This is a genomic window from Amycolatopsis sp. NPDC051071 (genome assembly GCF_040682875.1).
Taxonomy (GTDB): domain Bacteria; phylum Actinomycetota; class Actinomycetes; order Mycobacteriales; family Pseudonocardiaceae; genus Amycolatopsis.
In genome coordinates, this window is sequence record NZ_JBFBBY010000018.1 from 21544 (window position 1) to 43126 (window position 21583).

The window sequence follows — 21583 nt, forward strand, 5'->3', positions numbered from 1 at the left end:
GAGCGTGACCCAGAGCACCCTCGATCGTGGGGCCGCGCCCCGCAGACTAGATTCAACCCACGTGAGCATGCTGGTCATAACCGGCACCGGAACCGGTGTCGGCAAGACGATCACCACCGCCGCCATCGCCGCCTTGGCCGCCGTGCGGGGTCAACGCGTCGCCGTGCTGAAACCGGCGCAGACCGGGGTCGGCCCGGACGAGCCGGGTGACCTCGCCGACGTCCTCCGCCTCGCCGGTCCGGTCACCACCCGTGAGCTGCGTCGATATCCGGATCCACTGTCACCGGAGGCGGCCTCGCGGACGTCCGGGCTGCCGACGCTCTCCCCGAGTGAGATCGCCGCCGCCGCGAGCGACCTCAACGGCGGGCACGACCTCACCCTCATCGAGGGCGCGGGTGGTCTGCTGGTCCGGTTCAACGCCGACGGCGCCACACTCGCCGACGTCGCCTGGTCGCTGGGCGCGCTGGTCATCGTGGTGGCCGAGGCCGGGCTGGGCACGCTCAACGCGACCGCGCTCACCGCCGAGGTCGCGACCAAACGCGGGCTCACCGTGGCGGGTGTCATCGTCGGCTCGTGGCCCGAAGATCCCGACCTCGCGGCGGTGTCGAACCTGCAGGACCTGCCGGTCGCGGCCGGTGCCCCGCTGCTGGGTGTCCTGCCCGCCGGACTGGGCTCGGCCGATCACGGGGAGTTCGTCGAGCGGGCCAAGGCGGGACTCTCGCCGTGGTTCGGCGGCGAGTTCGATCCTGAATGCTTCGTCGGGCGCGCCTCCGCCCAGAAGTAGGGGGGTAGTGATCTGCGTCGCTGTGGCCGAGGCCGTCTCTCGTGCACGATGATGTGCCTTGCCGTACCGCCCCACCCCGAACAGGAGCCGCCCCGTGACCACAGCCCCGGAGACCGTCGACATCCTCGCCGCGGCGCGTGACCAGGTCCTCGAGCGCGGTGTCGGGCTCAGCGAAGAGCAGGTCCTCGAAGTGCTGCGGCTCGGCGACGACCACCTGACCGACCTGCTGGCGCTGGCCCACGACGTCCGGATGCGCTGGTGCGGCCCCGAGGTCGAGGTCGAGGGCATCATCAGCCTCAAGACCGGCGGCTGCCCAGAGGACTGCCACTTCTGCTCGCAGTCGGGCCGGTTCCCGACGCCGGTGCGTTCGGCGTGGCTGGACATCCCCGGCCTGGTCAAGGCCGCCCGCCAGACCGCCGAGACCGGCGCGACCGAGTTCTGCATCGTCGCCGCCGTCCGCGGTCCGGACCAGCGGCTGCTCTCGCAGGTCCGTGAAGGGATCAAGGCCATCCGCGAGGACGGCAACGACATCCAGATCGCCTGCTCGCTCGGCATGCTCACCCAGGAGCAGGTCGACGAACTCGTCGAGATGGGCGTGCACCGCTACAACCACAACCTGGAGACCGCGCGCTCGCATTTCGCGAACGTCGTCACCACGCATACGTGGGAAGAGCGCTGGGAGACCCTGCGCATGATCCGCGAGGCGGGGATGGAGGTCTGCTGCGGCGGCATCATCGGCATGGGGGAGAGCGTCGAACAGCGCGCCGAGTTCGCCGCGCAGCTGGCCGAGCTGAACCCGGACGAGTGCACGATGAACTTCCTCATCCCGCAGCCGGGTACGCCGTACGAGGGTTACGAGGTCGTCGAGGGCAAGGACGCGCTGCGTACCGTGGCCGCCTTCCGCCTCGCCATGCCGCGTCCGCTGATCCGGTTCTCCGGCGGCCGTGAGCTGACCTTCGGCGACCTCGGCACCAAACAGGGCATGCTCGGCGGTATCAACGCGATCATCGTCGGCAACTACCTGACCAACCTCGGCCGCCCGGCCAGCGCGGACCTGCAGATGCTCGACGAGCTGAAGATGCCGGTGAAGGCGATCAGTGACGTCCTCTGACCAACCGGCGTTCTGTGTCCACTGTGGACAGACGTCCGGCGGTGGTGCGGAACACCCCGCTTGTCACAACCCGAGAACGGCACTCGAACCGCCGCGTTACTGCACGTTCTGCGCGCGGCGGATGGTCGTCCAGATCACCCCGGTGGGCTGGACGGCGCGATGCAGCCGCCACGGCACCCTCTCCGGCTGACCCCCTCTGCCCGCGTTTAGTCCTCTAGTTGCGGTAGTTGCACGTGCAAGGACCGCAACTAGAGGACTAGACGCGGAGGGGTGGCGCGACTCGATGCCGGGGTTGCGTGCGCTGCGGGCGTCATTGGTTACGCTCTGCACAAGCAGCGTGAGGGAGGAGTCCGGGTTGGGCGAGACGTCGGGCAAACCAGCACACCTGTCTTCCAGCGTGCCCGACCCCTGGTCGGTGCCCATGCTGCCGAAGCCGCGGCGCCCGCATCCGAAGGTCGTCATCAAGGCGGATCTGCTGCCCGCGATCAGTGTGCTCTCCACGGCCGGGTTGCTCGGCTTCCCGCTGGCGTGGCTGTGGTCGCTGCTCGCGCCGCCGCAGCGGATGCGGGTGATCAACGCCAACGGCGGCCTGGCACCACTGGAGATGGAGAGCTGGCACCGCTTCGACGACCTCGCGATCTACGGTTTCCTCGCGCTCGGCACCGGATTGCTGATCGGGGTCGTCGCCTGGCTGCTGCGGGAGCGCCGCGGTCCGGTCGTGCTCGCCGCCGCCACCGGCGGGGCGGCACTGGCGGGCTGGCTCGGTACGACGATGGGCGTCGCGTTCGCCAACAGCCGCTACGAGATCGCCGCGACACCGGTGATCGGGGACGTCATCGCGAAGGCTCCGCAGATCGAGTCGACCTGGATCATGCTCGCCGCGCCGCTGATGACCACACTGGCCTACACGCTGCTGACCGCGTGGAACGGCCGGGAAGATCTGGGCCGCCGCCTCGGCTGAGTTTTCCTCTAGGGTGGGCCGGGACTTCTCTAGGGGGCTTTCTTGACTGACGACATCGAGGTTTCCCGGCACAACGCCGTCCGCTTCCCGGGTATCAGCCCGCGTGCGTACGAGCATCCCGTCGACCGCGGCGCGCTGGCCACGCTGCGTGCGGTGCCCGGGTTCGCGCAGGTCGTGAAGGCGGTTTCCGGTTTCTACGCCGAACGCGGTGAGCGGCTGATGGCGCTGGCGTCCGGGATCCGGGTGGGCCCGAAGCAGTATCCGGAACTGGACAAGATCCGCAACGAATGCGCGGAAACACTCGACCTCGAACGCGTGCCGAACTTGTTCGTCGCCCGCAGCCCCGAGGTCAACGCGCAGACGATCGGGATGGACGAGCCGTTCATCGTGCTCAACACCGCGGCCGTCGAGGCGATGGACCTGGCGTCGCTGCGGTTTGTGATCGGGCACGAGATGGGACACGTGCTGTCCGGGCACGCCGTGTACCGCACGATCCTGCTCCGCCTGATCAACCTGCAGATGTCGATGTCGTGGACGCCGGTCAGCGCGATCGGCATCCGGGTCGTCATCGCCGCGTTGCGTGAGTGGTACCGCAAGGCCGAACTGTCCTGCGACCGCGCCGGGCTGCTGTGCTCGCAGGACCCGACCGCCGCGTTGCGGTCGCAGATCCTGGTCGCGGGTGGTGTCGACCCGGCGAAGATCGACATCCCCGCCTTCCTGCAGCAGGCCGCGGAGTACGAATCGGTCGACGACATCCGCGACAGCTACCTGAAGCTGCGTTACGTCGAGACGATGTCGCATCCGCTGGCCGTGGTGCGTGCCGCGCAGCTGCAGAAGTGGGCGGCTTCGGAGGAGTACCGGGCGATCCTCGCCGGCGAGTACCCGCGCCGCGACGCGGACGCGCCGTCCTCGAACTGGACCGACGACCTGAAGTCGGCCGCGAGGTCCTACAAGGATTCCTGGAACAGCTCGGCCGATCCGCTGACGAAGGTGTTCGGCGACGTCGGCGAGGCGGTGTCCGGGGCGGCGGGCAAGGTGTGGAGCAAATTCGGCGGCGGGAACGAAGGCAACGGCTCCGGGGAAGCCCCGGAGCCCGGAAAGTAAGGACGAGGACCATCCCGACCAAGACACTGCGGATCCCCACTCCCGACGGCGAGGCCGACGCGTTCGCCGCCTTCCCCGACAGCGGCGGTCGGCACCCCGGGGTGCTGATGTACATGGACGCCATCGGCCTGCGCCCCGTGTTGCGGGAGATGGCCCGCGAGCTGGCCGGGCACGGGTACTACGTGCTCGTGCCCAACGTCTACTACCGGCATGGCCCGGCACCGGTGGTCGAACTGCCCGAGTTCATCGGGAACGACGACCGGCCCGGGCTTTTCGCGAAGCTGATGCCCTTGGTCCAGGCGCACACTCCCGAGCACGCCCTCCGCGACGCGGCCGCCTACCTCGGCTTCCTCACCACTCAGCCCGAGGTCGCCGCCGGGCCGGTCGCCGTGACCGGGTACTGCATGGGCGCCGTCCTGGCGATGCGCACCGCCGCCGCGCACCCCGGCCAGGTGGCGGCCGTCGCCGGATTCCATCCCGGCGCACTGGTCACCGACGCGCCCGACAGTCCGCACCGCCTCGTTTCCGGGCTCACCGCTCAGGTCCACCTCGGCCTCGCCGAGAACGATCTGACGCCCGAGGCCCGCGTCGAGCTCGAACAGGCGTTGGACGCCGCGGGTGTCGGCTACACCTGCGAGGTCTATCCCGGTTCGGTCCACGGTTTCACCATGGCCGACACCGGCGCCTTCGACCCCGCTTCGTCGCAGCTCCACTGGGAGCGGCTGCTGCCTCTTCTCGCGAGCGCCCTGGCGTAGCGCGGCCCTGTTGTGAGGGGCCCGCCATGTCATAAGGGGTCCCCATGGGACGAAAAGTGTCCTATGGGGACCCCTCATGACATTCGGGACCGGTTGGACGGGCTGGAGGGGCGGGACCGGCTGAACCGGCGGGACCGGCTGAACGAGCGAGGCCGGTTGGACGGACGGGACCGGCTGAACCGGCGGGACCGGCTCAGTTCAGGTTCGAGGGGCGCGTGAACTCGCCGAGTTCCCCCGGCGGCATCGGCACCGCGCCGAGAGTGTTGAGGAATCCGGCCTCCCGGGTCAGCAGGCGGCACGCGATCCGAAGCCGTCGCAGCGGATTGGGTTCTTCGAGCAGGCGCTGCCGGTCTTCCAGCGGGAGCAGGCAGTCCGCGGTGAGGCGGTAGGCGAGTGCGTTGATGTCGTCGTCGGGCGGGGAGGTCCAGTCGTCGGCGTGCCAGGCGGATTCGCAGTAGCGCCGGTGCGCGGCCTTGGCCACGTCGGCGAGCCTGGCGACGGTGTCGCCGTGCACCGACGAGACCCGGTCGTCGGGCACCCATTCGACCGAGCCGATCAGGTAAGGCGCGGAAATCCGGTCGAGTTCGAGCAGCCGGAACCGGCGCTTCGCGGTGGTGACGACGTCGAATCTGCCGTCCGGCAGCCGTTTCGCCTCGCGCAGCACCGTGGTGCAGCCGATCTCGTGGACGTGTTCGGTTCCGCTCACCTCCCGGACCATCGCCGTCCGTAGCGCGATGACCCCGAATTCGCGGTCCGGGACGACGTCGCCGACGAGGTCGGTCATCAGCTGCCGATACCGCGGTTCGAAAATGTGCAGAGGAAGGTGTGTTCCGGGCAGAAGCACGGTCTGTAGCGGGAACAGCGGTAAAATCGCCTTCCCGGTGGACTCTTCGCTCGGCTCGGTCACCCGTTCAAGGTACGGGCACGGCGTGTACTTCGCAGGACGGTCACTTTCCGGCAGGTGGACGGAATACCGCGAACGGGTCGGTGATCTGCATCCCCTTGCCCGCGAAGGAGAACAGCGCCGCCGGACGCCCGCCGCTGCGGCCGGGCGGGGCGGTGTGCCCGGTGGGGACGAGCAGCCCGCGTCGCGACAGCACGCGCTGCAGGTTCGTCGCGGACACCCGGTAACCCAAAGCCGCCGAATACAGCCCCCGCAACGCGGAAACGGTGAACTCCTCCGGCGCCAACGCGAACCCGAGATTCGAGTAGCAGAGCTTCGAACGGAGCCTGTCCCGCGCACGCAGCACGATCGACTCGTGGTCGAACGCCGTCCGCGGTAACGCGGAAATGTCGTGCCATTCGGTGTCTTCCGGGATCTCGGGGTCCACATCGGACGGTACGAGGCCGAGGAACGCCGTCGCCACGACACGCGGGCCCGGCACCCGGTCCGGCGCGCTGAACACGGCCAGCTGCTCCACGTGCTTCAACTGGCGGACGTCGACCTTCTCGGCGAGCTGCCGCCGGATGGACGCCTCGACGTCCTCATCCGGCCGCAGCCTGCCGCCGGGAAGGGACCAGCGGCCCAGATGGGGATCGAGCGCGCGCCGCCACAGCAGGACCCGGAGTGTGTCCGAGCGCGCTTGCAGGACCGCTCCCAAAACCTCGTGGACGAGGGGGGTCTGGGTGTTAAGATGACTTCGCACGGTTTTCGATTGTAAGGCGAAAACCGACTTTGGACAAATCGGTCCAGGAGGGCCTGAACGATGACGAGCACCCTGCAGAATGACCTGACCCCGTACGGTGGCGTCGTCGCCGACGCCGCTTGGGCGGAGGAGGTTCGGAGCCTCGCTCGCAAGCGCGACGCCGTCCTGCTCGCGCACAACTATCAGGTCCCCGAGATCCAGGACATCGCCGACTTCACCGGCGATTCCCTCGCACTCAGCCGGATCGCGGCGAACAGTGACGCGTCCACCATTGTCTTCTGCGGCGTGCACTTCATGGCCGAGACGGCGAAGATCCTGGCGCCGGAGAAGACGGTCCTGATCCCGGACGCGCGGGCCGGTTGCTCGCTCGCGGACTCGATCACGGGTGCCCAGCTGCGCGACTGGAAGGCCGAGCACCCCGGCGCCGTTGTCGTCTCGTACGTGAACACCACGGCCGAGGTCAAGGCGGAGACCGACATCTGCTGCACGTCGTCGAACGCCGTCGACGTGGTCGCCTCCATCCCCGCTGACCAGGAGGTCTTGTTCCTGCCGGACCAGTTCCTCGGCGCGCACGTCAAACGCGTGACCGGCCGGGAGAACATGCACATCTGGGCCGGGGAGTGCCACGTGCACGCCGGGATCAACGGCGCCGAACTGGCCGAGCGGGCCGCGGAGAACCCGGACGCGGACCTGTTCATCCACCCCGAATGCGGCTGCGCGACCTCGGCGCTGTACCTGGCGGGCGAGGGTGCCGTTGCCCCGGAGCGGGTCAAGATCCTCTCGACCGGTGACATGGTCCACGCCGCCCGCGACACCAAGGCGAAGTCGGTGCTCGTCGCCACCGAGATCGGGATGATCCACCAGTTGCGCAAGGCCGCGCCGGAGATCGACTTCCGCGCCGTCAACGACAGGGCCTCCTGCCGGTACATGAAGATGATCACGCCCGCCGCCCTGCTGCGGTCGCTGCGCGAAGGCGCCGACGAGGTCCACGTCGACGTCGAGACCGCCGCCCGTGCTCGCGCTTCGGTGCGACGGATGATCGAGATCGGGCAGCCTGGTGGCGGAGAATGACCGACCCGGTTACCGCCCTTGAGGCGAAAACCAGTCCCGTCTGGGAGGCCGCCGCCGATCTTGTGGTGATCGGCAGCGGGGTGGCCGGGCTCACCGCGGCACTGCGTGCGCGGGAACTCGGGCTGCACGTCCTCGTGGTCACCAAGGCGGCGGTGTCCGACGGGAACACCCGCTGGGCGCAGGGCGGGGTCGCCGTGGTGCTGGAGGGGGAGCACGAGCAGGGCGATTCGGTCGTCAAGCACGCCGCGGACACCCTCACCGCCGGTGCCGGGCTCTGCGAGGAGGACGCCGTCCGGTCGATCATCGACGGCGGCCCGGCGGCGGTGGCCAGGCTGCGTGCCGCGGGTGCCCGCTTCGATCCGGCGGTTGAAAGGGAAAACGAACTGGCGCGTACGCGGGAAGGCGGGCACAGCGCGTTCCGCGTCATCCACGCCGGTGGTGACGCGACCGGTGCCGAGGTCGAACGGACACTGGTCGCGAAGGCCGGTGACCGGCGGATCCCGGTGCTGGAGCACCACATCGCCGTCGACGCGATCCGCACGCCCGCCGGCGAGGTGGCCGGATTGACCGTCCTGGACCACAACGGCGTTCCCGGCGTCGTCCGGGCACCCGCCGTGCTGCTGGCCAGCGGCGGACTGGGGCAGCTTTACCAGGCGACGTCGAATCCGGAGATCGCCACGGGCGACGGGCTCGCGTTCGCGTTACGCGCGGGGGCGCAGCTCGCGGACATCGAGTTCGTCCAGTTCCACCCGACGGTCCTGTTCACCCCTGGCGCACGCGGCCGCCTCCCGCTGGTCACCGAGGCCGTCCGCGGCGAGGGCGCCACCCTTCACGACGCGACGGGTGCTTCGGTCATGCGTGGCGTGCACCCGCTTGGCGACCTCGCGCCCCGTGACGTCGTGGCCGCCGCGATCACGCGCCGGATGGTGCGGGCCCCCGGCGGTATCGACGATCACGTTTTCCTTGACGCCACAGGGATCGCGGGCTTCGCGAAGCGGTTCCCGACCGTCTACGCCGCCTGCGCGGCGATCGGGCTGGACCCGGTGAAGGACCCGATCCCGGTCACGCCGGCGGCGCATTTCGCCTGCGGTGGCGTGGTGGCCACTGTGGACGGACGCTCCGGCGTACGTGGGCTCTACGCGGCGGGTGAGGTCGCGCGTACCGGGTTGCATGGCGCGAACCGCTTGGCATCCAACAGTTTGCTCGAAGGACTGGTGGTCGGGCAGCGGGTGGCCGATGCGGTCGCCGCCGACCTCGCCGCCGGGCTGCTGGCCGATCCGCGACGTGGTGTGCTCAAGCCGCCCGCCACGGTCTCCGTCGCCGATCGCGACGCACTGCAGCGGGCGATGAGCCGCTACGCCGCGATCGGCCGGGACGCCGAAGGGCTGTCCGTCGTCGGTTCGGTGCTGGATCTTTCGGTACTCGAAAGTCCTTTGTGGACGCCTCGGATCGTCGAGGACGCGGCACTCACGCTGGTGGCGGAGGCGCTGGTCGCGGCGGCCGCGCGCCGGACGGAATCCCGCGGCTGCCATGTCCGTACCGATTTCCCCGGCCGCGACGAGAACAGCTGGCAGCGCAGTCAGCTCATCCGGATCAGCCCGTCGGGGCAGCCGGTGCTGGCCGATCCGATCGCTTTGGAGGGTGTGGCATGAGTGAATTCTCCCCGTTGGTCATCAAGGCACTGGCCGATCACGGCCTCGACGTCGCCGATGTACACCGCGTCGTCACGACGGCGCTGGGCGAAGACCTGCGGTACGGGCCCGACGCGACGACGAACGCCACCGTGCCCGAAGCCGCGAAGGCACTGGCCGAACTCACCCCCCGGGTGGCCGGGGTGGTCGCCGGGATCCCGGTCGCGCTGGCGGTGTTCGACCTCGTCCTCGGCAAGGAGCTGGAGATACTGGCCGCTCGCGACGACGGCGACCGGCTGATCGCCGGGGAACCCGCGCTGGTCGTGCGGGGCCCGGTCCGCGGGTTGCTCACGGCCGAACGCACCGCGCTGAACCTGCTGTGCCATCTGTCCGGTATCGCCACCGCGACCGCCGCTTGGGTGTCCACAGTGGAGGGTACGGCCTGCCGGGTCCGTGATTCCCGCAAGACCCTGCCAGGGCTGCGGTTGCTGGAGAAGTACGCCGTCCGCGCGGGCGGCGGGGTCAACCACCGGCTCGGCCTCGGCGACGCGGTGCTGATCAAGGACAACCACGTGGTCGCCGCCGGTTCGGTGACGGCCGCCCTCGCCGCGGTCCGCGAGCACGCACCCGAACTGCACTGCGAGGTCGAGGTCGACGACCTCGACCAGCTGGAAGAAGCGCTTGCCGCCGGTGCCGACGAGGTACTGCTCGACAACTTCACGCCGGAGGAATGCGCGAAGGCCGTCGACCGGCGTGACGAGATCTCGCCGAAGACCCGCCTGGAATCCTCGGGTGGTTTGCGGCTGGATTTCGCGCGGGCCTACGCGGAGTCCGGGGTGGACTTCCTCGCCGTCGGCGCGCTCACCCATTCCTCACCCGCCCTCGACCTCGGGATGGACCTGCGCTGACGTAGGCCACTAGAATTTCCTTGTGTGACAAGGGAATTCTGGAGGAATGGTGGGCATTGCCGGTAAAAGTGCCGTCGCGGTAAGTGTCGCTTTCGTGGCACTGCTGGGCGCTCCCGTCCCGGCGACGGCGATCGCCGAGCAGTGCGCGAATCCGACGGGGACCTATACCGCGGCCGTTCCGTGGGGACAGCGGCTGATCGATCCCGCGCGGATCTGGCCGCTCTCACGCGGCGCCGGTCAGCTGGTCGCGGTGATCGGCACCGGCGTCGACGGTGGCAACGGCCAGTTCGCGCGCGGCCAGCTCGTCGGCGGCCAGGGCACGGTGACCGAGGACTGCGACGGCCGCGGCACGATCGCGGCCGGGATCGTCGGTGCGCAACCGGATCCGTCCACGACGTTCACCGGGATCGCGCCCGGCGCCAAGATCCTGCCGATCCGCTACACCCAGGTGAACGGTGGCGGTGATCCCGGGCAGCTCGCGTCCGCCATCGAGATCGCGCTCAACCGTGGCGCCGGGATCATCCTGATCGCCGTCCCGGCCGCTTCCGACAATCCCGCGCTGACCGGCGCCGTGTCGCGAGCCAGGGAGAAAGGCGCGCTGATCGTCTCGCCCGCCGCCGGGACGCAGCAGGGCCAGACGTCCTACCCGACCGCCACCCCCGGCGTGCTCGCGGTGGGTTCGACCAACCAGGCAGGCGAGGCGGTGCAGACGGAATCCGGTTCCTACGTAGGGATTTCCGCGCCCGGCGCCGAGCTGGTCAGCACGTCGGCCGGAGCGGGCGGAACCGTGGCGCACCGGTGGCCGGTGAGTGATCCGAGCCTGGCCGCCGCACAGGTCGCCGGTGTCGCGGCCCTCGTGCGTGCTTATCACCCGGAGTTGTCGCCGGAGCAGGTCGTCGCCCGGCTGACACTGACCGCGCATCGTGGCCCGAGTGGCGGGCACGACCCCCGCCGGGGCTGGGGCGCCATCGACGCCTACTCCGCTGTTTCCGCCGCCATCCCGGCCGGGATGGCGGGTCCGGGCGGGCCGCCGAGCGTCGGCCCGGACACCGTCGTCGTCCCCGCCGCCGCCCCCGTCCGCGTAGGCGCGGACAAGGTCTCCGGAGTACTCGCGATCGTCGGAGTGGCCGTCGCCGTCGCGGCGGGCGTGGTGGTGGCCGCCGTCCGGCGGGGCAAACGCCGCGGCTGGCGTCCTTCGCGCTTCCGTGCCTCGTGAGCGGCAGCGGCGTACTGGGGGACACCACTGCCGCTCACGAGGTCTTTCGCGACCCCCGGTTCTAGGGGACGGGTACGCAGGCAGTCGAGCCCACGATGGCCACGCCGTCGCCGGCGCGGGAGACATGCACGTTGAAATCGGCGCCGTCGCGGCTGAACTGCGCGATGAGCTCACGCGGGTTGCTGCGGTCGCGCGTTCGCCAGCCCTGGCTTTCCAGCAGCGGCAGGACGACCTCGACGAGTTTGCGGACCGCCTCGGACGCGTCGTCCACGCGCAGCCCGTACTGCCAGCAGATCAGGCGGCCGGGTTGCGTCGGATCGCAGTCCAGTTCGCCTTCCACGGTGCGCTCCGCGCTGGAGCCGAAGGTGCCCGCGACGCCGTCGATGACCGCCGTCAATGCTTCGGCCAGCGGGTCGAGTTCGGTGTTCCTGGTGATCATGCCCAACCCCTCACAGTCCTCGGCCCACGCCTTCGACGACCATTTCGCGCAGCGAGCCGCCGGTGAAGCCCTCGTGCGTGAGCGGTCCGCCCGTGATCACACCGTAGATGTTGTTCCACGAGTCGGAACCCGGCTTGAGCACGCCGCTGTGGGAATCCATGCCCCACTGCAGATCGCCGTTCGCGTCCCGGCCGGTTTCCAGTTCGACGACGCCGGGGAAGCGGTCGGGGTCCGCTCCGTGCCCGGCGCCGAGCCATTCGATCGGTCCCGCGTTGCCCTGCGCGACCACGATCGGGTCGAACGGGGCGGTCATCGAGTACCGCCGCACCCCGGCCTGGCCGGCGGGGAGGTCGTCCGGGCCCCAGATGCCGTGGCCCATCCCCGCCGATTCGACGTGCAGGACCTGATCGGCCTTGAGCCCGAGTTGTTCGGCGAGCCCCACGGTCGCGCCGCCGTAGCTGTGCCCGACGGCGGTGAGCACGACACCCGGCCCGGCGTGGCTGTCGATCTGGCCACGCAGTTCATCGCCGAACGCCTTGAGCTCCGGCGCCATCGTCTGGGCGTAATGCGCGGCCGGGCCCTCGGTGATGACGTTCTGGGGGAAGACGCCGTCGGCCCACACCACCATCGCGGTCCGCCCGGTGGCGTCCGCGGCGACGAGGCTCTTGCCGAGGTCGGCGTAGCTCTGGAAGTTGTCGAACGAGGTGTTCACGCCGGGGACGAAGAGCCCCACGTTGCGGGTGCCGGGTTCGATCCGGCCGACGAGTTCGGCGATGCGGCCGTTGCCTGCCGGATCGAAGCGCAGGATCTGCCGATCGTTCGCGAGAATGTCCTCGTACAGGGCGATCCGGTTCCGCGCGTCCGTGATGTCGCCGGCTTTTCCGCCGCTCGCCAAGAGATCCGCGAGCTTGTCGCGTTCCGACGTCAGCGCGTCGGAGACCTTCGTGCGGTTCTGGGCGATCGCCGTCGCCCACTGCCCGGTGTCGGCCGTGCCGCCGATACCCGCCGGATTCCCGGCCTTGGGCAACGGGCTTTCCGGCAGCAGCGCCCGGTACGAGGCGGCGACCTGGACGTCGGCACGCCGGTAGCCGCCCGCCGCCGCGGCAAGGCCATGGTGGATCACCGTCGCCGTGGAGACCTGGCCGTCGAGTTTCCCGGCGAGGTCCTTGATCGTTTTCGTGTAGGTCGCCGAAGCCGCGTTCGACGCCGAAACCTGGCCGAACGCGGCGGCCGGGACGTTCTCCCCGGCCAGCGCGGTCCGCGTGGTCTTGAGTACGCCCGCGCGCTGTTCGAGTTCGGCCGCCGCCGCTTCGAGCCTGGCGGGGGCGACTCGGTAACCGCCCGCACTGGATGCCATCACCGAGCCGCCTCTCCTGTGTCAGGGAATCAGTACTGTTCGGGTTCTTCGCCGAGCACGGCCGGAGCGACCGGGGACGACTGGCCCCAGACGTTCTCGGTCTCCACGAGCCACGGCGGGATCCGGCGGCCGGAGCCCAGGTCGCCGCCCCCGCCCATCCCCATCGGCATCATGGGCATCATCGGCATTCCGCCCTTGGCCGCCGCCGCGCCCGCGGCACCGGCGGCTCCGCCTGCCAGCCCGCTCATCGCGCTGCTGCCCGAACCGTCGCCTGCCAGCCCGGAGAACGCGGCCGGTACCTCGCCGGGACCGGCGAGTCCGCCGCCGCCGATGGCACCGCCGATGGCACCGCCGTCCAGCGACGGCGCGCCGCCACCGCCGATCGGGATGCCGCCGCCGGCACCACCCGCGGTCGCACCCGCTCCGGCGCCACCGCCGACGACCTCGCCGTTCTTGTCCTTGCCCTCGTTCGGGTTCTTGCCGTTGGCCCAGCCGGGCACCCTCGGCATGATCGAACCGAACCGGCCGAGCGCCGCGGCCGAGGCCGCGGCGAGACCGGCGGTGAACATGTCACCGAACAACGGATTCGATTTGGGCGGCTGACCCGGCTGCCCGGTGGCGGGCGGGGTGGAACCGTCCGCCGGCAGCGGATGCGTGTTGTCACCCGGCGTCACTCCGACGCCGGGAGTGCCGCCGATGTTGTTGCCGATCGGCGGGGTGGTGCCGGGGGCCGCGCCGCCACCGGTGACCGGCGGCGGGGCGACGGCGTTCGGCGAGGCGGGGAAGGACTCCTCGGTCGTGGTGTACTCACCCGCGAGCTGGGTCATCACCACGATCGCCTTGCTGTGCGCCGCACTGGCCGCGCCCGCGGCTTGCTGCTGCGCCTCGACGTTTGAGATCGCCTGCTGCCGCTGCTGCGCGGCGGTGATGATGGTCGCCTGCGACGAATCCGGCGGCAGGAGCGGCGGGTTGACCGCGAGCGCGACGTCGGCCGGGGAGACGTCCGGCACCGCGACCGGCGGCGGCATCTCCTTCTTGGCCTTCACCAGCGCGTCCGCCGCGTCCTCGAGCAGGTGGTTCATCGCATGCGCGGTCTGGGCGACCTTGCGGATTCCGCCGACGAGGTCGGTGATCATCGTGTGGTACTTGTCGGCGGCGCCGCCGGTCCAGCTGTCGGAGAAGTCCGAGAGCTCGCCGGTCAGGTTCTCGGCCTGTTCGAACAGCCCGGAACCGGTGGACTGCCATTTGTGGGCCGCGTGGCGGGCCGTGTTGGGGTCGCCGGCCTGCAGCATCGCGTAGAGCTGCTGATGGGAGTAGGCGGCGAAGTTCGTGTGCGCGGTGTCGGTCATCCCTTGTTCCCCCCGCCGTTCGAGCCGTTGCCGCCCCCGTTGCCGCCGAGGACGCCGCCGAGCACGTTGAGCAGCGGATCGAGCAGCCCGGTCTGCTGGCTGGAATGGTTCATGTCGCCTGCCACGGTGTCGTCGGCCGCCGCGTAACCGTCGGCGACGGTCGTGGTGACGTCCTGCGCGAAGGTGATCGCGCCCTTGACCTGGTCCAGCAGGCCCTGCATTTCGGCGACAGCCGCCTGGTGTGCCTTGTTGAGAGAACCCGCTTCCCCGAACTCGCCGAACAGCAGCGGCTGCTCGCTCAGGGTCAGCAGGAAGTCGTTCGGCTTGGACATCGCGTGGATCTGGGTCTCCAGTTCCCGCACGAAGTCCTTCAGGGATTCAAGGTGGACGAAGTACGACTGGTCTTGCATTGATCCCGGTCTCTCTCGTGATCGGCCATGCCACTCGGGACGACTGCGCGAAAGCCGGCCGGCCGGTGCCGAGGGGGTGAAAGCACCGGCCGGCCGACGGATGGGGATCAGCCGGCGAACAGGCCCTGGTTCCGGTTCTCCAGGCTGTGCTGGAGGTCGTGGGCGTCGCCGACCTTGCCACCGAACTGCGCGATGATCGCCACGATGTCCGCGGTGGCCTGGCGCAGGCGAGTCTCGGAGCCCCTGGCCGCCTCACCGGCGGAGCTGCCGGAGGCGTACCAGGTCTGGGTGATCGGCTGCAGATTGGTGTGCAGCTGTTCGAGCTGGGAGGTGAGCGCCTTGGCCTTCGCGGCCAGCGAGGCCGAGCTGTGCTGCAGCGCGGCGAAGTTGATTTCGACGACGTCAGCCATGATTGGTGGTCCTCTCGAGGATCAGGGGTTCAGCCGGTGGATCACGGTCTGGTCAACGGTTCCGCTGACCCCGGTGAGGCTTTCCCGGACCTGCTCGTCACCCGAGTTGTAGTTCCGGTTGCTCTCGTGGACCAGCCGCGACATCGTGTTGAGCTCGTTCACGGCGATGGTCATCTTCTCCTGCAGGCGACGCTGCAGGTCCCAGAACGCGACCGCCTGGTCACCCTTGTAGTTGTGCAGGGTCTGGGTCAGCTCGCTCTCCAAGCTGGCCATCGTGGTCTTGGCGTTCGACGCGGTTTCCTCGAACCCCTGGACGGCGCGCGCCATCGCAGCTGCGTCTGCCTGATATCCCGTACCGGTCATGGATGGGCCACCTCCTCTCATCTCGCTGGAAATCCCGATGAGCACCAGGGACGGCCCTGTCTGCTCTTGTGAAGGACACGCTAGAAAAGGGAGAGGTGTGGTCAAACGGCACAACTGCCGGTTTCACTGACGGCACTATTACCCACAGGTCGGCGGTAGGGCTTTCCCTACCTTCGCTCCGGGGGAGTACTCCAGTGTCGTGCCCGGACCCCTGCGGCACGCTCGATCCTATGGTGGACAAGGGTTCTGGGGCAGTACTGCATCGGCCACTGATGATCTTGGCGGCGGCGATGGCGGTACTCGGGGTGATCGCGCTCGGTGGACTGATTTTTGACGATCGCAGCCTCGTCAACGCACCCATCTGGCTCAAACCGCTCAAGTTCACGATTTCCGTCGGTCTCTACGCGGTGACCCTGGCCTGGCTGATCGGACGGCTGACACGTGGCCGCCGGGTCGGCTGGTGGTTCGGGACGGTGTTCGCCGTCGGGCTCGGCATGGACATGGCGCTGCTGTTCTGGCAGATCATCGGCCGCGGCCGGACACTCCATTTCAACCAGGAGACCCCGGTCGACCGGTGGATCAACAACATGGTCGCGAACGGCGCCTTCACCGCATGGGCCGCGACCGCGGCGATCGCGGTTCTCCTGCTGTTCCAACGTCTTCCCGACCGGGCGATGAATTCCGCGTTACGCGCGGGTGCCGCATTGTCGGTCGCGGGCATCGGGGTCGCGATGCTGATGTTCGGGCCGAACGAGCGGCAACACGCCCAGTTCCAGGCAGGCGAGAAGCCGCCGGTCGTCGGTGCCCACGCGGTCGGTGTCCCCGACGGTGGTCCCGGGCTGCCGGTGCTCGGCTGGAGCACCGTGGGCGGGGACCTGCGGATCCCGCATTTCGTCGGGATCCACGCCATCCAGGTGCTGCCCCTGCTCGCTTACGGACTGCTCATGCTCGCCCGGCGCTACCCGGTCCTGGAATCGGAACTCGTCCGGCGGAATCTGGTCCGGACCGCTTCGGTGGGCTTCGCGGGGCTGCTGGTCCTGCTCACCTGGCAGGCGCAGCGCGGGCAGTCCATCGTGCACCCGGACTTCTGGACGCTGGTCACGGGTGCCGGGATCATCGCCGTCGTCGGTGCCGGTTCGCTGCTTTCCCTGCGTGTCCCGCGGCCGACGCACCAGTTGACGTGATCTTCACCGTACCTCCACGAAATCACTCGGGACTTCCTTCGACATCGGATAGTTTTCGGGGCGATGAAGGGGGTAAACGTGCTTCTGACACGTACTTTTCGGCGGTTTTCGGGCAGACGGACCGGCGTGGTGTTCACCGCCGCGGCGGTGTTGATCGGCGGGGTGGCTTGCTCGTCTTCACCGGATTCTCCGGCTGGTTCTCCGGCCGCGGACAAGTCGGCGGCACCCGAGGTGTTCGGCCCGTCGGGGTATCGGGGACTGACCTTGGGCATGGCCAAGGACGCCGCGCTGGCAGGCGGGAAGCTCGCCTCGGCACCGACGTCCACTTTGGACGGTTGTACCGATTTCTCCTATACCGGCGGCCCGGCACCCGACCCGGCGCGGCTGAAGGCGGAGGCCGACGTCGAGGCCAAGGCCAAGGACCTGAACAAGAAGGCCGACGAGCTGCAGGCGAGTCCCGACTCGAAGCCGGGCGGGTCCGCCTCCGAGAGCGCGAAGGCCGCGGAGAAGGATGCCGCGGACGCCAAACTGTACGCCGACGCCGCGATGGCGTCCGCCGATCTGGCGGGTAAGCGCGAGGAACGCGACAAGGCGTTCGCCGCCGCCGGGGGCGCCTCATTCGGCAAGGACGGGCTGCGCGAACTCGCGGCCCCCTCGGACGCCAAGACGGCCGAGAAGATCGGCGCCGGTTCGTCACTGGCCGAGCTGAAGACGGCCTACGATGCCAAGGGGATGAAGACCGGCGAGAACGGCCGCTTCCAGGTTCCTGTCGACGGCAAGCCGGACTGGGTCTACGAGTTCACGGTGAACGGTGACAAGGTCGGCTCGGTGTCGATGATCAACCCGAAGTCGAAGTGCGCTTGATCTTTCGGGCAGGAAGAAAGGGCCGTTCGGTTCCGGACGGCCCTTTCTGTGGTGTATTAGACGCTGTGGTGTTCTAGACGCCCGCGGTGGTGCGGATCCAGCTGCGGCTGGCCGCGACACTGGCGTAGTTCTGGGTACCCTGCGGGTTCGTGCCGGAGTTGCTGCCCGTCGAGCAGACGCCGACCTGGACGCCGCCCGAAAGCTGCGGGCCGCCCGAATCGCCGTGCCACGCCGAACCGTTGACGCCGACGCTCGCGATGGCCTGGCCGCCATAGGCGTCAGTGCTGGTGCCGGTGATGCGGACGTTGGCCGTCTTCAGGACGCTCGAAGGCGGGTTGTTGCCCTGGGTGCGGCCCCAGCCGTAGATCTGGTTGGTCGTGCCCGTGGACGGGTTGCCCGTGCCGAGCTTCATGTACGTCGTGCTGACCGCGGTCTTGAGGTGCAGCAGCGCGATGTCGCCACTCGGGGACGCTTTCTGCTGGTCGACGGCGGCCGAGGTGCCCTGGTTCAGGTTGACGTTGCCGACCTTCACGTGCATGCCCGGCTTGTTGAGGCAGTGCTTCGCGGTGAGGACCCACTGCGGGGCGATGATGGTGCCTGAGCAGTTGAAACCGCCGAACGCGGTGGCGTCGTCCCAGTAGATCTGGGCGCCCCACGGCGCTGAGCTCACCGTGCCGCCGCCGATGATGTCCTGGCCCGCGTCCGCGGCGGGGGTGGCTACGAGGGTGAGTGCCGCGGCGGCACCGGCCACCGTTGCGGCAATTTTGGACATACGCATGAATACGCCCTTCGGCCTGCGTCGGGGAGTTCGTTTCGACCTGAAACGGTTTCACCAAGTTAGGCGGCGGTAAGGGCTTTTGTAACCTACCGAAGTCGGTAAGCGATGCGAGGAAAGTAGTGGGCCGTCCGGGTGGGCTGATCGGGCGTGGACGTCCGTTGTATCCGGTTTGCAGGAAAAGCGTGCCGCGTCCTTTCCGGGTTCGAGTGAGGGTTCGCTTTACTGTGTCTGATGGCGACTCGGGTGATCGTGCTGAACGGTGGGTCCAGTTCGGGCAAGTCGGGGATCGCCCGGTGCCTGCAGGCGGTGCTGCCGGATTCTTGGCTGACCCTCGGCGTCGACACCTTGATCGACGCCATGCCGGTCGCCGTGGACGAGGGGATCTCCTTCGCCTCGGATGGCGGGGTGGATGTCGGGGCCGGTTTCCGGCGCATCGAGGACGCGTGGATGGCCGGTGTGGCGGCGATGGTGCGGGCGGATGCGCGCGTCATCATCGACGACGCGTTCCTGGGCGGTGCGGAGTCGCAGCGGCGGTGGCGTGACGCCTTGGATGGGCTCGAGGTGCTTTGGGTCGGAGTCCGGTGCGACGGTGCCGTGGCCGCCGGCCGGGAGATGGCGCGAGGGGACCGGGTCAAGGGAATGGCCGAGTCGCAGGCCGAGGTCGTACACCGGGGTGTGGTTTATGACCTCGAGGTGGATACCGGGGTGAGTGAGGCTCTGGCCTGTGCGAGGGAGATCGCCGCACGGGTGGAGTTGTTGTAGTTCACGGAGGCATCAGTCTGGCGTTCTTGACGCGATCGGTGAAGGTCCAGGACGTGAGCCGCACGCCGTGATCGGAGCGAATGCCTGTGCCAGGCTTAGTGGTCGGTTTCGGAAGTCCTTCGGGGTTTCGATGGCCCAGCTTCCCGCTGGACGTACGACCCCGAAAGGCCCGAGTGCAACCCGGTACGAGGGCCTTCCGGCCGTACGTCCAGCGGAAACCTGGATCCGCCGATACTCACGAAGGACTTCCGAAACCAACCACTTAAAGGCTCCGGCGAATGGTGCTGGTGGGGTGCCCTGAGTGTGAGGTAGGCACGGGCGTCGGTGATCATGCAGTTCTTGACGCTACGTGATCACTTGGATGGCCCGTGCCTACTGTTGCATCATCCCTGATCGAACCGCTCGGGGCTGAACTGGAGGTTCTGTCAGGGACTCGGCCGGAGTCTTCCCCGACGCACCCCTGGGGCTGCCACCGCCGCCGGATCCCTGACCGGGTCGTGTTTGAGCATGTCGTCGACGCTCTCGTGCACGGGTCAGGTCATGAACGCATCGCAACCCGAGGCTGCTCGGATCGCACCATCCGTCGCAGGCTCACCGCGTGGGCGGCCCAAGGTCTGGGACACGCGTTGCACAAGCTCGCGCTGACCGCATACGACAAGATCACCGGGATGGAGCTGGACGACCTGGCAATCGACGGATGCATCACGACAGCACCGTGTGGTGGTGACAAAGCCGGTCCGTCGCCGGTCGACCGCCGCAAAGGCGGCCTGAAACGCTCAACCGCCACCGACGCGGGCGGAGTACCCACAGGAATCGCCTCGGCAGGAGCGAACCGGCATGACTCGCCCCTGCTCGCACCCGCAATCGAAGCTACCAAACAACAAGTGTGAGTTCTACCAGTGAACACGGTGGTACACCTGGACTCTGCCTACGACGGCAAACCCAGCCGCGATGTGCTCGCCGAGCACGGACTCTTCGGCGAGATCGCGATCAAGGGCATCCCGAGCCCCATCCAGGTCGGCAGACGCTGGGTCGTAGAACGCACCCATTCGTGGATGAACAACTTCGGCAAGCTCCGCCGATGCACCGACCGCGACGGCACCATCGTCGACTTCTACCTCTACCTCGCCGCAGCATTCGTCACCGTGCGTTGCCTGACCCAGGCAGCCCGCCACACCCACCGCAGGGACAACCGCCCCACCACCCGACGCCTCAAATAACCCTCAATTGCCGGAGCCTCTTAGGGACGTGGTTGTCGATCGCTATCTCCAGGGTGTTGACGACGAGAGTGGTGTTCTGGGTAAACGGCTGCGGGACCGCGGTTCTTGTCACGCTGCATCAGAAGGAAGGTACCGTCCTCGTCGGGGCCGGGTCGCGGGTCGTGGAGCGGCTCGGGTGCCGCGGCGTAGGTGTGCCCGCTGGGGGTGGTGATGGTCATTCCGCCGTTACCGGTGGGCTCTGCTGACCAGCCGGGCTCGTTGCGGAGCTGGTTGTGGATTCTGCAGTAACCATGGCAGTTGTGGCGGTCGGTCTTGCCGTTCCTCGCCCACGTGACGATGTGGTCGATCTCGGAGAACTCCGCCGGACGATGACACCCTGGCTGAGTGCACTCACGGTCCCGCGCCTTGATCAACCGAGCGAGCGAAGCCGGGGATCGATACTTGTCGGCACCGGCTTCCACCAACTGCCCGGAAGCTGAATCGGTGATCAACCGCGACCACGTCGACTCAGGATCCGACGCGATCTCTCGGACCAGCCAATCGGGGATGTTCCCATACCCGGCCAGGAAAGCCGGATCGTTCCGGGCACCGATCAAGGTCAGCAAGTCGACATAGACGTGGATGTGCGCCTTCGGCTTACCGTGACCGTCCTCGGCCAGCAGGCGCTCGGCGAACACATCGGCACGATGCTGGTCCAACGTCTTGGACTTGTCTTTGTCCCGCCGAGTGCGTGCCCCGCGGTCGAGTGAGGCATAGACGGAACTTGCCACCTCCGAGGGCAGATACCCGGAGATCGTGGACATGGTCTCGCCCTCATGTGCCAGCGACACATGCCGCAGCGCGCGCTTCTTAGCGGCCCGCTCGCGATACCCGTCCGGGTCGTACTTCTGCACCGCCCAAGCGACCGAACCACGAATCGCCCCAGGATCCCGGCCGGCCAGACGAGACGTCATGTGTTCATCGACCTGGGCCGCGATCCTGTCGGAGACCTCGCGGGTGAGCTGGGTGACTTTCGAGGCCTTGAAAAGGTCGATGTCGCCGCAGTCCAGTTTTGCCAACGTCTTCGGCAACCGCGATACCAAAGCGCAGGAGATCTCGAGCAGCAGAAAGGCTTGGTTGCGAGAGACCGAGAAGCGCAGAGCGACTTCCTCAGTCACCGATCTTCGCGAACCACCCGCTGCGGCGAACTGAGCTAGCCAGCGCACCTGACGGCCCTGCGCCTGCCGAAGCAAAACCTCTTCGGCGAAGGCGGACTCAAGA

General features: G+C 68.6%; 22 protein-coding genes and 2 pseudogenes. 14 read left to right on the forward strand and 10 right to left on the reverse strand.

Going from position 1 to position 21583, the window contains the following annotated elements; genetic code table 11:
* Positions 1–67: 67 nt before the first annotated feature.
* From bioD to AB0M65_RS09145, 6 genes are all read left to right on the forward strand, one after another.
* Positions 68–784, forward strand: coding sequence for a dethiobiotin synthase (gene bioD / locus AB0M65_RS09120; protein WP_364024028.1), 717 nt, complete (start codon positions 68–70; stop codon positions 782–784).
* Positions 785–878: 94 nt separating this feature from the next.
* Positions 879–1895 (forward strand): biotin synthase BioB, encoded by a 1017-nt coding sequence (gene bioB / locus AB0M65_RS09125; RefSeq protein WP_364023844.1) that lies wholly within the window; start codon positions 879–881, stop codon positions 1893–1895.
* Entirely contained in the window at positions 1882–2085 is a 204-nt protein-coding gene (locus tag AB0M65_RS09130) for a hypothetical protein (RefSeq protein WP_364023846.1), read from the forward strand. The genes bioB and AB0M65_RS09130 overlap by 14 nt, the downstream gene beginning before the upstream one ends.
* A gap of 165 nt (positions 2086–2250) precedes the next feature.
* On the forward strand, positions 2251–2856 hold the full coding sequence (locus AB0M65_RS09135; protein ID WP_364023849.1) for a DUF2567 domain-containing protein: 606 nt from the start codon (positions 2251–2253) through the stop codon (positions 2854–2856).
* Between the two features lie 42 nt (positions 2857–2898).
* Positions 2899–3960, forward strand: coding sequence for a M48 family metallopeptidase (locus tag AB0M65_RS09140; protein ID WP_364023852.1), 1062 nt, complete (start codon positions 2899–2901; stop codon positions 3958–3960).
* A gap of 11 nt (positions 3961–3971) precedes the next feature.
* On the forward strand, positions 3972–4715 hold the full coding sequence (locus AB0M65_RS09145; protein ID WP_364024031.1) for a dienelactone hydrolase family protein: 744 nt from the start codon (positions 3972–3974) through the stop codon (positions 4713–4715).
* Between the two features lie 193 nt (positions 4716–4908).
* Here the strand turns inward: AB0M65_RS09145 and AB0M65_RS09150 are convergent, their stop codons facing one another.
* Positions 4909–5622, reverse strand: coding sequence for an LON peptidase substrate-binding domain-containing protein (locus AB0M65_RS09150; protein ID WP_364023854.1), 714 nt, complete (start codon positions 5620–5622; stop codon positions 4909–4911).
* 40 nt (positions 5623–5662) lie between these two features.
* Positions 5663–6304: an NUDIX domain-containing protein gene (locus AB0M65_RS09155; protein ID WP_364024034.1), complete on the reverse strand. Its 642-nt coding sequence runs from the start codon at positions 6302–6304 to the stop codon at positions 5663–5665.
* A gap of 117 nt (positions 6305–6421) precedes the next feature.
* Here AB0M65_RS09155 and nadA point away from each other — a divergent pair, with 117 nt between their 5' ends.
* Genes nadA through AB0M65_RS09175 form a run of 4 tightly spaced genes read left to right on the forward strand, consistent with a single transcriptional unit; the run spans position 6422 to position 11187 of the window.
* Positions 6422–7432: a quinolinate synthase NadA gene (gene nadA / locus AB0M65_RS09160; protein WP_364023857.1), complete on the forward strand. Its 1011-nt coding sequence runs from the start codon at positions 6422–6424 to the stop codon at positions 7430–7432.
* Positions 7429–9084: an L-aspartate oxidase gene (locus AB0M65_RS09165; protein ID WP_364023860.1), complete on the forward strand. Its 1656-nt coding sequence runs from the start codon at positions 7429–7431 to the stop codon at positions 9082–9084. The genes nadA and AB0M65_RS09165 overlap by 4 nt, the downstream gene beginning before the upstream one ends.
* Complete coding sequence (gene nadC, locus AB0M65_RS09170; protein WP_364023863.1) at positions 9081–9971, forward strand: carboxylating nicotinate-nucleotide diphosphorylase; 891 nt, start codon at positions 9081–9083, stop codon at positions 9969–9971. The genes AB0M65_RS09165 and nadC overlap by 4 nt, the downstream gene beginning before the upstream one ends.
* Before the next feature lie 46 nt (positions 9972–10017).
* On the forward strand, positions 10018–11187 hold the full coding sequence (locus AB0M65_RS09175; RefSeq protein WP_364023865.1) for a S8 family serine peptidase: 1170 nt from the start codon (positions 10018–10020) through the stop codon (positions 11185–11187).
* A 61-nt stretch (positions 11188–11248) separates the two neighbouring features.
* On the opposite strand, the gene AB0M65_RS09180 is transcribed toward AB0M65_RS09175, so the two are convergent.
* The 6 genes from AB0M65_RS09180 to AB0M65_RS09205 all read right to left on the reverse strand — a co-directional run bounded on the left by AB0M65_RS09180 (position 11249) and on the right by AB0M65_RS09205 (position 15515).
* On the reverse strand, positions 11249–11626 hold the full coding sequence (locus tag AB0M65_RS09180; RefSeq protein WP_364023867.1) for a hypothetical protein: 378 nt from the start codon (positions 11624–11626) through the stop codon (positions 11249–11251).
* 10 nt (positions 11627–11636) lie between these two features.
* Positions 11637–12983: an alpha/beta hydrolase gene (locus AB0M65_RS09185; protein ID WP_364023870.1), complete on the reverse strand. Its 1347-nt coding sequence runs from the start codon at positions 12981–12983 to the stop codon at positions 11637–11639.
* 29 nt (positions 12984–13012) lie between these two features.
* Positions 13013–14332, reverse strand: coding sequence for a PPE domain-containing protein (locus AB0M65_RS09190; RefSeq protein ID WP_364023873.1), 1320 nt, complete (start codon positions 14330–14332; stop codon positions 13013–13015).
* Positions 14329–14742 carry a hypothetical protein gene (locus AB0M65_RS09195; RefSeq protein ID WP_364023876.1) on the reverse strand — a complete coding sequence of 138 codons (414 nt, stop codon included), beginning with the start codon at positions 14740–14742 and terminating at the stop codon, positions 14329–14331. Before AB0M65_RS09195 ends, AB0M65_RS09190 begins: the two co-directional genes overlap by 4 nt.
* A 107-nt stretch (positions 14743–14849) precedes the next feature.
* Positions 14850–15152 (reverse strand): hypothetical protein, encoded by a 303-nt coding sequence (locus tag AB0M65_RS09200; protein WP_364023878.1) that lies wholly within the window; start codon positions 15150–15152, stop codon positions 14850–14852.
* 21 nt (positions 15153–15173) lie between these two features.
* On the reverse strand, positions 15174–15515 hold the full coding sequence (locus AB0M65_RS09205; protein WP_073848466.1) for a WXG100 family type VII secretion target: 342 nt from the start codon (positions 15513–15515) through the stop codon (positions 15174–15176).
* A gap of 230 nt (positions 15516–15745) precedes the next feature.
* On the opposite strand from AB0M65_RS09205, the gene AB0M65_RS09210 reads away from it, so the two are divergent.
* Together AB0M65_RS09210 and AB0M65_RS09215 are read left to right on the forward strand one after the other, a co-directional pair.
* Complete coding sequence (locus tag AB0M65_RS09210) at positions 15746–16699, forward strand: hypothetical protein (RefSeq protein WP_364023881.1); 954 nt, start codon at positions 15746–15748, stop codon at positions 16697–16699.
* Between the two features lie 78 nt (positions 16700–16777).
* Positions 16778–17563, forward strand: a complete 786-nt coding sequence (locus AB0M65_RS09215) for a hypothetical protein (protein ID WP_364023884.1) — start codon at positions 16778–16780, stop codon at positions 17561–17563.
* 73 nt (positions 17564–17636) lie between these two features.
* On the opposite strand, the gene AB0M65_RS09220 is transcribed toward AB0M65_RS09215, so the two are convergent.
* Positions 17637–18335 (reverse strand): trypsin-like serine protease, encoded by a 699-nt coding sequence (locus AB0M65_RS09220; RefSeq protein WP_364024037.1) that lies wholly within the window; start codon positions 18333–18335, stop codon positions 17637–17639.
* Positions 18336–18572: 237 nt separating this feature from the next.
* Here AB0M65_RS09220 and cpt point away from each other — a divergent pair, with 237 nt between their 5' ends.
* Both cpt and AB0M65_RS09230 read left to right on the forward strand, forming a co-directional pair.
* Positions 18573–19103, forward strand: coding sequence for a chloramphenicol phosphotransferase CPT (gene cpt, locus AB0M65_RS09225; protein WP_364023887.1), 531 nt, complete (start codon positions 18573–18575; stop codon positions 19101–19103).
* 413 nt (positions 19104–19516) lie between these two features.
* A pseudogene (locus tag AB0M65_RS09230) lies at positions 19517–20323 on the forward strand (IS5 family transposase).
* Between the two features lie 134 nt (positions 20324–20457).
* Here the strand turns inward: AB0M65_RS09230 and AB0M65_RS09235 are convergent.
* Positions 20458–21528: pseudogene (locus AB0M65_RS09235) on the reverse strand (DUF222 domain-containing protein); the annotation flags it as partial.
* Positions 21529–21583: the final 55 nt, after the last annotated feature.